At 66.5% G+C, this 13166-nt stretch carries 17 protein-coding genes; 5 read left to right on the top strand and 12 right to left on the bottom strand.

From position 1 onward, the window contains the following. Nucleotides 1-13: 13 nt before the first annotated feature. Entirely contained in the window at nucleotides 14-949 is a 936-nt protein-coding gene (locus ACH49X_RS20240) for a dihydrodipicolinate synthase family protein (RefSeq protein WP_357205953.1), read from the top strand. A 44-nt stretch (nucleotides 950-993) separates the two neighbouring features. Next, a complete protein-coding gene (locus ACH49X_RS20235; protein ID WP_195081376.1) occupies nucleotides 994-1899 on the top strand; it encodes a LysR substrate-binding domain-containing protein in 906 nt (301 codons plus the stop codon). A gap of 183 nt (nucleotides 1900-2082) precedes the next feature. Here the strand turns inward: ACH49X_RS20235 and ACH49X_RS20230 are convergent, their stop codons facing one another. The 3 genes from ACH49X_RS20230 to ACH49X_RS20220 form a co-directional block, all read right to left on the bottom strand. Then, complete coding sequence (locus tag ACH49X_RS20230; RefSeq protein ID WP_357205950.1) at nucleotides 2083-2436, bottom strand: DoxX family protein; 354 nt, start codon at nucleotides 2434-2436, stop codon at nucleotides 2083-2085. A gap of 276 nt (nucleotides 2437-2712) precedes the next feature. Beyond that, the gene (locus ACH49X_RS20225) at nucleotides 2713-3366 is read right to left on the bottom strand and encodes a polysaccharide deacetylase family protein (RefSeq protein WP_195081378.1); all 654 of its coding nucleotides are present in this window, start codon (nucleotides 3364-3366) and stop codon (nucleotides 2713-2715) included. A gap of 15 nt (nucleotides 3367-3381) precedes the next feature. Then, nucleotides 3382-4029 (bottom strand): TetR/AcrR family transcriptional regulator, encoded by a 648-nt coding sequence (locus ACH49X_RS20220; RefSeq protein WP_195081379.1) that lies wholly within the window; start codon nucleotides 4027-4029, stop codon nucleotides 3382-3384. A gap of 95 nt (nucleotides 4030-4124) precedes the next feature. Here ACH49X_RS20220 and ACH49X_RS20215 point away from each other — a divergent pair, with 95 nt between their 5' ends. The 3 genes from ACH49X_RS20215 (at nucleotide 4125) to ACH49X_RS20205 (ending at nucleotide 6604) form a co-directional block, all read left to right on the top strand. Further along, nucleotides 4125-4967, top strand: coding sequence for an alpha/beta fold hydrolase (locus ACH49X_RS20215; protein ID WP_357205947.1), 843 nt, complete (start codon nucleotides 4125-4127; stop codon nucleotides 4965-4967). 5 nt (nucleotides 4968-4972) lie between these two features. Further along, nucleotides 4973-5659 carry a VOC family protein gene (locus ACH49X_RS20210; protein WP_323124242.1) on the top strand — a complete coding sequence of 229 codons (687 nt, stop codon included), beginning with the start codon at nucleotides 4973-4975 and terminating at the stop codon, nucleotides 5657-5659. Between the two features lie 84 nt (nucleotides 5660-5743). Then, entirely contained in the window at nucleotides 5744-6604 is an 861-nt protein-coding gene (locus ACH49X_RS20205; protein WP_357105332.1) for a fumarylacetoacetate hydrolase family protein, read from the top strand. Nucleotides 6605-6737: 133 nt separating this feature from the next. On the opposite strand, the gene ACH49X_RS20200 is transcribed toward ACH49X_RS20205, so the two are convergent. From ACH49X_RS20200 to ACH49X_RS20160, 9 genes are all read right to left on the bottom strand, one after another. Next, nucleotides 6738-6977, bottom strand: a complete 240-nt coding sequence (locus ACH49X_RS20200; RefSeq protein ID WP_357205944.1) for a DUF3556 domain-containing protein — start codon at nucleotides 6975-6977, stop codon at nucleotides 6738-6740. A gap of 219 nt (nucleotides 6978-7196) precedes the next feature. Then, complete coding sequence (locus tag ACH49X_RS20195) at nucleotides 7197-7370, bottom strand: hypothetical protein (protein ID WP_357105338.1); 174 nt, start codon at nucleotides 7368-7370, stop codon at nucleotides 7197-7199. Between the two features lie 174 nt (nucleotides 7371-7544). Then, entirely contained in the window at nucleotides 7545-8186 is a 642-nt protein-coding gene (locus ACH49X_RS20190; protein WP_357205942.1) for a TetR/AcrR family transcriptional regulator, read from the bottom strand. A 15-nt stretch (nucleotides 8187-8201) separates the two neighbouring features. Then, nucleotides 8202-9185 carry an NADP-dependent oxidoreductase gene (locus tag ACH49X_RS20185; RefSeq protein WP_357205939.1) on the bottom strand — a complete coding sequence of 328 codons (984 nt, stop codon included), beginning with the start codon at nucleotides 9183-9185 and terminating at the stop codon, nucleotides 8202-8204. Between the two features lie 93 nt (nucleotides 9186-9278). Beyond that, complete coding sequence (locus ACH49X_RS20180) at nucleotides 9279-10073, bottom strand: acyl-CoA dehydrogenase family protein (RefSeq protein WP_357205936.1); 795 nt, start codon at nucleotides 10071-10073, stop codon at nucleotides 9279-9281. Between the two features lie 51 nt (nucleotides 10074-10124). After that, nucleotides 10125-10577 (bottom strand): MaoC family dehydratase, encoded by a 453-nt coding sequence (locus ACH49X_RS20175; RefSeq protein WP_195044898.1) that lies wholly within the window; start codon nucleotides 10575-10577, stop codon nucleotides 10125-10127. A gap of 17 nt (nucleotides 10578-10594) precedes the next feature. Then, nucleotides 10595-11356 carry a 3-oxoacyl-ACP reductase FabG gene (gene fabG / locus ACH49X_RS20170; RefSeq protein ID WP_357105350.1) on the bottom strand — a complete coding sequence of 254 codons (762 nt, stop codon included), beginning with the start codon at nucleotides 11354-11356 and terminating at the stop codon, nucleotides 10595-10597. Between the two features lie 40 nt (nucleotides 11357-11396). Next, nucleotides 11397-12380 (bottom strand): NADPH:quinone oxidoreductase family protein, encoded by a 984-nt coding sequence (locus ACH49X_RS20165; protein ID WP_357206228.1) that lies wholly within the window; start codon nucleotides 12378-12380, stop codon nucleotides 11397-11399. 10 nt (nucleotides 12381-12390) lie between these two features. Beyond that, nucleotides 12391-13146, bottom strand: coding sequence for an SDR family oxidoreductase (locus ACH49X_RS20160; RefSeq protein WP_195081387.1), 756 nt, complete (start codon nucleotides 13144-13146; stop codon nucleotides 12391-12393). Nucleotides 13147-13166 lie beyond the last annotated feature (20 nt).

Here is a 13166-nt window from a genome sequence, read left to right as displayed (position 1 = left end):
AAGGATCTCAACAATGGCCGTGCTCACCCGTGAGGCGAGGGGCGTCTTCGCCATCGCGCCCACCCCCTTCGACGAGGAAGGAGCGGTGGACTTCGACTCGCTGCACCGGTTGGTCGATTTCTACGAATCGGTCGGCGTCACCGGGATCACTTTGCTCGGCCAGATGGGGGAGGCGCCCAAACTGGCTCATGACGAGGCGACCCGAATCGTGCGGCACGTGCTGCGGAGGACTCGACTCCCGGTCGTCGTAGGGGTCTCCGCTCCCGGCTACGCCGCGATGCGCGCACTGACCGGTGAGGTCATGTCGGCGGGCGCGGCAGGCGTCATGGTCGCACCGCCCAACATCTTGCGCACCGACGACCAGATCGTCGGCTATTACGAGGGCGTCGCGGCCGCGCTCGGCGACTCGATTCCCCTCGTCGTGCAGGACTATCCCTTGTCGTTCTCGGTTGTCATGAGCGCACCGGTCATCGCGCGTATCTCCCGCGCCATACCGAACTGCGTCATGCTCAAGCATGAAGACTGGCCGGGTCTGGAGAAGATCAGCGCACTGCGGCAGTTGGAAGCCGAGGGCGAAATGCCGAGGCTGTCGATCCTGTGCGGCAACGGGGGACTCTTCCTCGATTTCGAGACCGCGCGGGGCGCTGACGGCGCCATGACCGGATACTGCTTCCCCGAGATGCTGGTCGATGTGGTCGGTCATACCGCGGCGGGCCGTTGCGAGGAAAGCCATGACATCTTCGACGCGCATCTGCCGTTGCTGCGATACGAACAGCAGCCGGGTGTGGGCCTGGCGGTGCGTAAATACGTCATGCAACGGCGCGGCCTGCTCGCCTCCGACACTCAGCGCGCGCCCCGCAGCGTGCTCTCGAGCCGGGCGCGGTCGGAAGTCGACCATTTGCTTGCCCGGCTCGCTCGCCGGGACAGTCGGGCGAATCGGGTCGCATGACGCGCTCGTTCTGCGTCTGCGGCCAACGGCGGTAACCTCCTCCGATGCGACTGCGCCAGCTGGAGTACTTTCTCGCCGTCTGGGAAAGCGGATCGTTCAGCGCCGCCGCGGCACGGCTGTATGTCTCGCAGCCGTCGCTGTCGCAGCAGATGCGTCTATTGGAGAAGGAACTCGGCGCGCAACTGCTCGAACGGGGCCGCCATGGCCTGGCCCTCACGCCCGCGGGACGGGCCTTCCTGCCGCACGCCGAGCGTGTGTTGCGGGCTGTCGGCGAAGCCGCGGATGCCGTGTACCAAGTAGTCGAGGGGCGAAGCGGCGACGTGCATGTGCTGACCGTCCGGTCGATCGCCTCCGGCATCCTGCCCCCGAGCGCCGTGCGGTGGCACTCCCTGTTCCCGACGGCGGTCCTTCGGGTGCACGACTTCTCGCACCGCCGCGCTCTCGAGGAGGCGGTTCGCAGCGGGCAAGGCGACATCGCGGTCGGACCGCGGCCCGAACTGTGGGAGGGGCCCGTCGTCTCACTCGGTTATGAGGAGATGGTGCTGGTCGGCCCGGCAGGGCGGCACACGGGTTCCTCGGTGGAGCTCGACGAACTGGCCGCAGCCGACTGGATTCTCTACGAGCCCGAGCAAGGCATGAGCGAGATAGTGGACCGGACGGCCACCGCCCTCGGATTCACCCCACGCGCCGTCGCGCGTACCGGACAGGTGGCGGCCGCACTGCTCTTCGCCATGGAGGGCTTGGGAGTCGCGCTGGTGCCCAACAACGCCGTACCCGGCGGCTGGATACAGCACGCCAGAAGAATTGGCAACGGGGTCTACCGGGAGATCGTCGCCTACAGCCGCAACACGCCGACGCAACTCGCGCAGCGGTATCGAGACCTGCTCATCGCCCTCGAGTTGCCACTCACCTCGGCCACGGATCTTCCCGCGGGCGCTTTGCGCTGCTAGTAGCCGGGCCATCGTCGGGGTCGGCGCGTTCCCGGAATTGTGACGAAGAGATGAGTCGCCGAACAGCAGCACCGCCTCCCGCCACGACGGCTGCGGTGGGGCGTGCGGGAACACAGGGCATCCTGCCTGGTGTGGCATCTCAGACGTCGGCGAGGACGCCCGAGCGCCTTCGGTGACCAGCGCTCAGCGGGCGAGTGATGCGACGACGAGGTAGGTCACCGCCAACAGGGCGGTGACGATGGCCGGGATCATGTCGGCGAGCTTGTCCTTGGTCCGGACGTGGGTGATGAGCGCCCCTGCCATCAGCAGCACGATTGCGACCCCAGCGAGCCGGCCGATCGGATGCCAGCCGATACCGATCAAAAGCCCTGCCGCACCGACGATTTCCAAGGCTCCGAGGACTCGGTAGCCGGACACGGGGATCCCGGCGTGGGCGGCGCGTTCACGCATGGCCTGCACGGCGAGCACCTTCGGCGCTCCCACGGCGATCATCTCGAGCGCCAGCAAGGCGGGCAGAACAATTGATGCGATCGTCATCGATCGCTCCTTTTCTCTCGGAGGTGTTGTAGGCGTTCGTGCCGAGGACCGACGACGCGCCTTCGTTGACATGTCCCAACACCACCTCAAATGTTGACGGCCATCAATATAATGCAATTTATTGATGGCCGTCAACATATAATGGGCCCACGCATCGGGTGCCCATCGCGGGGCATGGCAGCGTGAGCGAGCAGCGCGCGACCACATCGGGATCGAGTGGACGAAGTCATCGGTGAGTGCGCTGGCGCAGGTCGGTCGTGAATCCTGTCCGGATGCTCAGCTGTCGGGCGCGGTGACCAGGTGATCGAGCGATCCCTGCAGGCGACCCCGCCGGATGGGGACGCAGGATTCGGGGAATTCTTGGACGATCTCGACATCGAGGGCATCGAGCCGTTGCAGAAAACGGGGCAGGTGCCGCATGGCGCCGGTGGGCAGGTCGTGCAGGACGACCAAACTCCATGGCCGCGACCTGATGTCGGCCAGGCATCGCTCGACCCAGTCGTCGGGGCGGTCCCAGTCGTGGGGAATGCAGTTCCACAGCACGCACGTGTAGCCGTGTCGGCACAGGTAGCCCACCGCGTTCGGCGAGAAAAGCCTCCGATCGAGGACACCTCCACCGCCGAAGGGCCGAAACAGCTTGTCGGGGTGGGTAAGCCTCCCGATGACCTCCTGCGCGCCCTCGATTTCCCGGATCGGCAGATCGGGGGCGCCCGCGTCGTCGCCGAACTGGATCGAGTGAGTCATGGTGTGATTGCCGATCCAATGTCCCTCGGCCGCAGCACGTTCGGTTGCTCGCCGCGCGCCCGATCGCGCGAGCTCGGCGCCGACGACGAAGAAGGTCGTGCGGATGCCGTGGTCGGCCAGTGCATCGAGCACGGTGGCGGTGGCCGGGCTGGGTCCATTGTCGAAACTGAGCGTCACCTTCGTCACGGTCGCCCTCGCTGGTCAGGCGCCGCGGGCGCGGAGCCCGGCCACGACCATGCCGGCGACGAATTCGGCGTGCCGGCGAACCGCCGCGGGGTCGAGTGGATCGAGTGGGTTCAGCCTCGCCGCCAGAGGGACCAGACTGAACGGCGCGGTAGCGCCGTGCGCAACCAGGAAATGCACGGTGCGAATGTCTTCCTCGGCCAGCACCCCGCGGTCGACGAGCACCTTCAGCGGCGCGGTGATCCGGTGATACAACGGTCCGACGTGCGCGTCGAACAGGTACGTCAGCCGAGGCCCCTCGGTGGCGCCTTCTACCGTGACCAGCCGCAGGATCTGTGGGTGGGTGGCGTGCAGTTGAAGGAATTGCACGATCGTCGCGCGTACCGCTTCGAGTAGGTCGCGCTCGGCCAACTCCGCATCCACGCTCATGTGGTCGGCGATCTCGCCGAACGCCCAGTCGACCGTGGCGTACCACAGCCTCTCCTTGGAGCCGAACCGCTGATGGACGAGGTTGTGGCTCACTCCGAGCTCGCGATTGAGCGCCGCCACCGAGGTGCCGTCGAATCCGTATTCGGCGAACACTCTCAACGCCGCGGCCAGGATGTCGGTCAACGAGGCTGGTGACTGCTCGGCCGGTGGTCGTCCTTTTCGTGTCTGCGTCGCCATCCGCCCAGTTTAGGACAACATGTTGACGACCATCAACTTGTGTGGTTTATTGATTGTCATCAACTTTTATGACGCGGGACACAGGGAGGTGGCCGATGCGCAGAGAAGAACAGATGGTCGGCAACACATTCGCGTATCGATTCGCTGATCCGGCCGCGGATCATGTGCTGCTGGTTCAGCACGGAATCGGCGGCCATGGCGGCATCTACGACAATTTCGCCGCACACTATGCCCGGTTGGGAGCCGAGGTCTGGTGCATGGATGCTCCCGGCCACGGCCGCTCGTGCGTGGACCGACGCGCCGGCCAGTTCACCATCGAGGAGTGGATCGAGGCGGCACTGCAGCTGACCGACCACATTCGTGCCGCCACCGGACTGCCGGTATTCATCAAGGGCTCCTCGCTCGGCGCGTCCGCCGCCTACGGCGCCTACGCCGCGTCGCAGGATTTCGCGGGCGCGATTTTGATGGGATTCGCCATCCCGTCCTCACCGCTGATCCCGACCGACAACGCCTTCCGCACACAGGCGTTCGATCAGATGGTCGCCCTGTTCGGTCCGGCGCTGCGCTTCGATATCGACCAGTACATCGATTTCGACACCGACTACGGGTTCCGCGGCGCGGGCAAGCAGAAGCATCAGGATCCGCTCAACACCTGGACTTACGACCTGGCCTCGTGGGCGTCGATCCTGCGCTACGACCCCGCCGTGCCGTTGTCGGCCAACACCAAACCGATCCTGTTCGCCGTCGGGGAGAAAGATCCGATCTTCCCTCCCGCCGCGGCCCAGGCCGTCGTCGACGCCACCACCGGCCCCGTCGAACTGCACATTCACCCCGAAGGGGTGCACCAGCTGATGTTGTTCCACACCGCCGACTACGCCGATGTCGTGCGGACCTGGTGCCACAAGCAGTTGCTCGACTCCGCCACCGAAAAGGACTGACCATCATGACCGCCACCCAACCCATCGGCGTGAACCACCTGGCCATCGCCACCCGCGACATCAAATCTCAGATCGCGTTCTTCACCGATGTCCTCGGCCTGCCGCTCAAGGCGCTGTACCGCATGCACGGAGCCGAAGGCGCCTGGCACGGGTTCGTCGAACTCAACCCCACCTCCTACATCGCGTTCGTGTACCACCCCGACAACCCCGACACTCGCGAGCTCGGCGTCACCCATGCCGCCGAACCGACCGGACCGGTCGCGCCCGGTGCCATGCAGCATGTCGCACTGCATGTACGCGATCTCGACGAACTGCTGAGTTTGCGCGACCGCATCCGCAGTCGAGGGATCGTCGTGCTCGGCCCGATCGACCACGGGTTCTGCCGGTCGCTCTACCTCGCGGGCCCGGAAGGTCTGCTGGTCGAACTCACCACCGGCGACGCCATCGACGACCGCGCCTGGATCGACCCGGAAGTGGTCGAGATCAACGGCATCAGCGCCGAGGAACTCGAAACCTACAGGCACCCAGCACCATTCACCCGACCGCTCGAGCCGGTGGCCCAACCGGCCTACGACGAGACCAAACCCCATATGGCCTATCCCGACGAGGTCTACCGGCAGATCATCGCCATGCCTGACGAGCTGGTGTGGCAGATGGCCAGCCAGACCGATCCGCCGGTCCGCCTCGACTGATCCCAGCGACCGATGGCCGACCGTGCACCGCACCGTCCCGGCGGTGCACGGCCCACCCGACCGAAAAGGACATCCGCCCCTCTCATGAAGCTCGCCAATCTCGACGGCCGTGCCACGCTCGTCACCGATACCGGCATCATCGACCTCGCCAACGCCTCCGACGGCGTCCTGCCCAGCGATCCCGATCAGGCCGTGGCGCACATACGGCAGATCCGCGCCTGGTTCAGCGGCAATCGGCCCCATGTGGATGCCCGTGTGACGGGCGCGCAGTTGCTCGCCGATCTGACACGGCTCGGTCCGCCGGTGCGTGCGCCACGCCAGATCTTCGCCGTTGGGCTGAACTACGCCGACCACAGTGACGAAACCGGGCTCGCACTGCCCGAAAACCCGCTGGTCTTCACCAAATTCGCCTCCGCGATCACCGGCCCCGGTGACGCGATCCCGTTGCCTACCGGCACCTGTGACTGGGAGGTGGAACTCGTCGCCGTGATCGGTGTCGGCGGACGTCACATCGCTACCGAGCAGGCCATCGACCACGTCGCCGGATTCTGCATCGGTCAGGACATCTCCGAGCGTCGATCACAAATGGCCGGCACCGCACCGCAATTCAGCCTCGCCAAAAGCTACGAGCGGTTCGCGCCGATCGGCCCGTGGCTGACCACTCTCGACGAACTCGACGACCCCAACGATCTGGCCATCGAAGCCGTCCTCGACGGCGAGACCGTGCAATCGGGCCGCACCAAGCGGATGATTTTCGACGTCGCCGCGCTGGTCTCCCACCTGTCGGGCATCTGCGAGTTGTTCCCCGGCGATCTGATCTTCACCGGCACCCCGGCCGGCGTCGGCTACTCCCGCACCCCGGCACGGTTCCTCGCCCCGGGCAACATACTGCGCTCGACGATCGAGGGCCTCGGCGAGCTGCGCAACCCCTGCACAGTCGCATAACGACGCGAAGACCTCGACAGACCGGCAACACGGGAGGTAAATGCGGCGTCAAATCGCGCCGCGAACCTGTGAAGCGTCTCCACCTCTCCGTCGCGGATGGCGTAGTCGTCCTCGTTGTCGATCGCGTGACTGATCAGACCGTTGAGCCCCGGCCGTGGGTATGCATCGTTCGCCAGCCGAGACCGCTCTGGATGAGGATGTCGGCGATCTCGGGGCCGTACAACTTGGTCGACTGGCTGACCGGCAGCCCGGCGCTCATGGTCACACGCTGCTCGGGTTTCAGCTCGGCGCTCTGCGGCCACCACAGTGCCAGCATGACCAGTTTGAATCCGATCATCATGTCGGCGAAGGGGACGAAGAACGTCAGCAGCATCACCAGGTAGTGCTCGGGGCGGGCGGCCAGGAATACCCGTCTTGTCCCGCAACCCCAGCGCGCAGAGGGCGACGACCAGAGCGACGACGACCTTGGGATCGAGCAGACCTACGTGACCGCCGTCGACCGGGGAACGCCACGACCGGGCGCGAGCAACGCTTGGATTCCGGAGCCTGCACGACCGCGTACAAAGCCACGTCGACGACTCCGCGTTCGTCCTCACGGGTAAAACGGCACTTTGGCCGCGCGCAGCTGGTCGGCGCGCGCGTCGGACCAGACAACCGTGCCCAAGTGGGTTCGGTCGAGCCGATAGCCCAGCGCACGCTCGCCGTCGATCGGGTCGATGTGCTGTCCGGACAGGATCGAGCGCACCCGAGCGGTGCGGGCGGCCATCTGGTTCTGTAGCCACCGGTCCCGCTCGTCCTGCTAGGCGGTCACGATTCGCTGGGAAACGCGATCGATATAGGCGAACGAACGGTCGGTCATCTCGGCCACCGCGGAGGTGATGAGGGCGACGTCGTCAGTCGCCGCGGTGAGCTCGCCTCCGTGGCGTCGCTGTGCATGGGCTCATCCCCGAGATCTTCCCGACCGGGCGGACTCGGCAGAACTCGGCCTCCGACCGCCTACGATCCGCAGCGCGAGGTCCGCGTAATAGTCGCCGATCTCCTCCGGTGACCAGGAACCGCCCTCGTGGTACCAGCGCGCGATATCTATTCCCAGCGAGAGCAGCGCGGTCGCGGCCATATGGGTATTCGTGTTCTCGAACACCCCCGCGGCAGCCCCTCGCTCGATCAAGCTCCTGACCTCTCCTTCGATCGCACGCCGGATTTCCTTGATCTCTTGTTGATGTTCCGGGCTCAAAGCGGCGAGCTCGTAATTGATGATCCGGGCGACGGTGTGGGCGCGGGCGTGATGGATCGTGAACTCTTTCATCACGGCGAGCAGCTGCCCGGCGGGGTCTTGTGCCGAGGCGATGGCGGCGCGGACCCGCTCCAGGGTGTCCAGGTGACCGGCGCGTGAGATCTGATAGAGCAACTCTTCCTTGGAACGGTGGTACACGTAGATCGTCCCGGTGCTCACTCCGGCGATCGACGTGATGTCGCGGGTCGTGGAGCCGTGGAAGCCGCGTTCGGCGAAGGCGACCACCGCCGCGTCGAGCAGCCGCGCTCGGGTCTGGTCCGCGCGCGATCGGTCCTCTGTATCGGTCACCTGGACAGTATGGCGCTACACGGCGAGCACGAGTTTGCCGGTGTTGGCTCCCGTGAACAGCATGTTCAAGGCTTCACCGAAGCGGGCGACACCGCCGTGCAGGACATGCTCCCTGCTCTTGATCCTGCCCTCGGCCAGCCAACCGGAGATCTCCGCGATGGCCTCGCCGTAACGATCCGCATAGTCGAAAACGACGAAGCCCGTCATCGACGCCCGGGAGACCAGCAGCGACATGTATCGCGAAGGCCCCGGAGGAAGCTTCTCCGCGTTGTACGCCGAGATCGCGCCACAGAGGACGATGCGGGCGCCGCGCCGGAGATCGGCGAGCGCCGCATCGAGAATGTCACCGCCGACATTATCGAAATAGACGTCGATTCCCTCCGGAACGACCTCCCGTAGCCGCAGCAGGACGTTCTCACTCCGATAGTCGATGGCCGCGTCGAAGCCGAATTCCTCGGTCAGCATCCGGCACTTCTCAGCGCCGCCCGCGATTCCGATCACTCTCGCACCTTTGATCTTCGCGATTTGACCGGCGACGCTGCCGACGGCGCCCGCGGCCGCGGAGACCACCACGGTGTCCCCGGCTCGGAGTTGGCCGACCTCGAGCAGCCCGAAATAGGCTGTCATTCCCGGCATTCCGAGCGTACCCAACCAAGTCGGACCGTCCGCCGAAGTCAGATCGACTTTTTGCACTCCCCGGCCGTCATGGATCGCGTACTCGGTCACGCCGAAAGTTCCGCTGACGGCGTCGCCGACGGCGAAGTCGGGATGCGTCGACTCGACAACGGTGGCGATATCCAGTGCACGCATGACCTCCCCGACACCGACCGGCGGGACATATGATCGGACGTCGTTCAGCCAGCCGCGCATGGCCGGATCGAGGGAGATGAAATCGACCTTTACCAGGATCTTCCCGGGGGAGAGCGCGGGAAGGTCCTCGGTCGTCAGGTTCCATGTGTCCGCGTCGGGCAGCCCCGACGGCCGTTTCGCGAGCCGCACCTGCTGGGTAGTTGTCACGGGATCTCCTTTCGTTCGCCGAACAGATCGGGCCGGACAGCGTCGAGTTCCGAGCTGCCGGCCGGAATCGGTCATTCAGCGTTGCTCCAACGGCAGCCCGACGAGGTCCGCCAGCAAGCTCCTATGGTGGCCGGGACTTCCCAGCCCGATCTGGTCGGCCTTGGCTCGCTTGAGGTAGAGGTGCGCCGGGTGTTCCCAGGTCATGCCGATCCCGCCGTGCAATTGGACGGCTTCCTCGGCGGCCCGCACCGCGACATCGCCGCAGTAGGACGCCGCGACGGCGGCGGCGATCACGCTGTCGCGGTCGTCCGCCGCGAATGTTCCCGCCGCGTACCGCGCGGCGGCCGAGGCCGACTCGACCTCGACGTAGAGATCGGCGAGGCGGTGCTCGAGCGCCTGGAATCCGCCGACCACTCGGCCGAACTGGCATCGCAGCTTCAAGTACTCGACGGTCGTCTCCAGGCACCAGGCGGCGACCCCAGCTTGCTCGGACGCCAGGAGTGCCGCGCCGATCGTCAAGCCGGATTGTATGGCTGACCAGCCGAATTCGGCGGCGACGACCACCCGGCTCGGCACGGAGTCGATGACGACGTCGGCCAGCGGACGGGTCATGTCGAGGGAGACCACCGGCTCGATCGCCGCCGCGGCGGCCGCCAAGGCGTGCACCTCCGTACCGTCCGCTGTCTCGACGGCGGCCAGCAGTACATCGGCGTCGAGCGCACCGGCGACGCTGGTGACGCGACCGGATACCCGGCCATCCGCATCAGCCGTCAAGGCCGGGACTCGCGTCGCGAGCGCGGTGGAGAACGGTGTCAGCAGCGCCGCGCTGCGACTTCCGTCGCCCAGTTGACTCGGTGGCAGCCGGATCATACTCTGCGAGTAGGCTTTCCACCCGGTTGCGCAGATCGTCCCGATCGTCCGTCACGGCACAAGCACCGCGACCGTCTCGGCCACACACGCGGGTTTGTCGGACCCCTCGAGCTCGACGGTCACTCGGATCACTGCCTGCGACCCGATGCTGCCCGGCACGAGCGAGACCAGCTCGACACCGGCTCGGACCCGGGATCCGGCCGGGACCGGAGTGGGGAATCGCACCTTGTTCGTGCCGTAGTTGACGCCCATGGACAAGCCCCGCACCGCATATACTTCGCCGGCCAGCATCGGCACCATCGACAGGGTGAGAAATCCGTGTGCGACGGTGGTGCCGAATGGTCCGGCGGCGGCTTTCACCGGATCCACGTGGATCCACTGGTGATCCCCGGTCGCTTCGGCGAAGCGATCGATCTGTTCCTGGGTCACCGTGTGCCAATCGCTGTATCCGAGGTGGGTTCCGACCGCGGACTCCAGCTCGGACAGGCCCTGGAATACCTGCACGACTCTCTCTCCTCCGTTCAGTTCCTCGGGCCGCCGGCCACGTAGATGACCTGGCCCGACACGAAGCCGGCGCCCTCGCTCACCAGGAACGACACGGTGTGCGCGATGTCGGCGGGGGTACCGGTGCGGGCGACCGGAATCTGGGCGGCCATAGCGGTCTTCAGCTCGTCGAAGGGAATGTTCATCCGGGCGGCGGTGGCCGCGGTCATCTCCGTCTCGATGAATCCCGGGGCGACCGCGTTGGCGGTGACACCGAATTTGCCGAGTTCGAGGGCGAGGGTCTTGGTGAATCCTTGCAGCCCGGCCTTGGCTGCCGCGTAGTTGGCCTGGCCGCGGTTGCCGAGTGCCGACGTGCTGGACAAGTTCACGATGCGACCCCACTTCTGCTCGATCATGTGCGCCTGCGCCGCCCTGGCCAGCAGGAACGACCCGCGCAGGTGCACATTCAGCACGGCATCCCAGTCGTCGGCACTCATCTTGAACAGCAGATTGTCGCGCAGGATCCCGGCGTTGTTGACCAGCACCGTCGGTGCGCCGAGTTCGGCGGCCACGCGATCGACCGCCTGGGTGACGGCCGCCTCGTCCGCGACATCGACACCGACCGCGAGCGCGCGGCCGCCGGCCGACTCGATCTCGTCGACGACCGTCTTGCAGGCGGCCTCGTCCAGGTCGAGCACGGCTACTGCCATACCGTCAGCGGCCAGCCGCCCGGCGACGGCGGCGCCGATTCCGCGAGCGGCGCCGGTGACGATCGCAGTTCGTTGTGTCGGATCGGTCATGAATACTCCTCGAAGATGTGACTGCGGTGGAAGGCTGGCCTCAGGGCGTGTAGACCACGCGGCCGACGGTCTGGCCGTCCGCGAGTCGCTGCACGGCGTCGGCAACGTCCGCGAGTGCCAGCCGCGCGCTGACCAGGGGACGGATCGCACCGTCAGCGGCAAGTGCGGTCAGCGCGCGGTGACACTCGGCGACGGCGCCCGGGTCCTGGGCGTTGTACAAACCCCAGTGCAGACCGAGGATCGAATAGTTCTTCACCAGCGCGTGATTCAATGCGGCCCTTTGGATCTCGCCGCCGGCGAACCCGACGATCACGATGCGGCCCTCGAAGGCGACGCATTTCGTGGACCGCTGGTACACCTCGCCGCCGACCGGGTCGTAGATCACATCGGCGCCGCGACCGTCGGTGACCTGCTTGACGACGTCGACGAAGTCCCGTTGATGACGATCGATGACCACGTCGGCGCCCAAGGCCTCGGCGTAGGCGGCCATTTCGGCTCCACCGACGACGCCGATCACTCGAGCGCCCGCGGCCTTGCCGAGCTGGATCGCGGCGCTGCCCACGCCACCCGCCGCGGCGTGCACAAGGAGGGTCTCGCCCGCTGTCAATCCGGCCCGCCGATGCAATCCGAACCAGCCGGTCTGGTAGCCGATGAACAGGGAGGCCGCCTCCGCGTCATCCAATGACGGCGGCGCGCGGAAGGTCTGGGCGGCTTCCAGCACGGCGAATTCCGCGAAACCGCCGTGGGGCAGCGCCGCGCCACCGAGCACCCGGTCACCGACAGCTGTCCCGGCCACCTCGGTGCCGACCGCCACCACCTCGCCGCACAATTCGACGCCGGGCGTGAACGGCAACGGCGGCCGGACCTGATAGAGGCCGCGGCACATCAGCACATCGGGGAAGTTCGCCGCGGCGCCGCGGACCCGCACGACTACCTGCCTCGGGCCGGGCTCCGGGACTTCCACGTCATCGAGCCGGAGCACAGTGCCCGGTTCGCCCAGCTCGTGGACCCGCCATGCCTTCATCCGCGCCACGTCAGACTCCGCCCGTCAGAGTGACGCCGCCGTCCACGACCAGCAACTGACCCGTCAGCCAGCTCGCGTCGTCGGAGAGCAGGAACGCCACCACGCTGCCGATGTCCTCGGGTACGCCGAGCCGCTTCAGCGGGTATGCCGCGGCCACCTCGTCCTCCCTGCCGTCGTAGAGGGCGGTGGCGAATTTCGTCTTCACCACCGCGGGCGCGACGGCGTTGACCCGCAAGTTCGGACCGAGTTCGACCGCGAGTTCCTGGGTGATGTGGGTGAGCATCGCCTTGCTCGAACCGTAGAAGCCGATGCCGGGCGCCGGCTTGAGACCAGCGACCGACGACACGTTCACGATCGCGCCCCCGAAGTCCTTCATCCAAGCGCGATAGGTCTGCTGAACCCAGGACAGCGCGGCCAGACAATTGACCTCGACGATCTTGCGGGCCACCTCCAACGACAGATCGACCATCGGCCCGTACGCCGGGTTGATGCCGGTGTTGTTGACGAGAAGGTCGGCGCCGCCGAATGTGTCGATCGCGCGCGCGACGGTCTCCGCCTGGTGGTCGACGTCATCGGCGCGGCCCGCGACGGCCAGTGCGCGCTCCGGCCCGCCCAGTGTTTCCACCGCTTCGTCGAGGGCGTCCTTTTTGCGGGCGGTGATCACGACTCTCGCCCCCTCGTCCACCAAGCGCCGCGCGATACCGAGCCCGATGCCTCGGCTCGCGCCGGTGACTATCGCGGTCTTGCCTTCGAATCTGTTCATCAATGAGTCCTTCTGCGGAGTCT

It is taken from the genome of Nocardia sp. NPDC019323 (assembly GCF_044389845.1).
Taxonomy (GTDB): Bacteria; Actinomycetota; Actinomycetes; order Mycobacteriales; family Mycobacteriaceae; genus Nocardia; species Nocardia implantans.
Note: the sequence above shows the minus strand (reverse complement) of the source record. Positions and strands in the feature narration are given on the sequence as shown.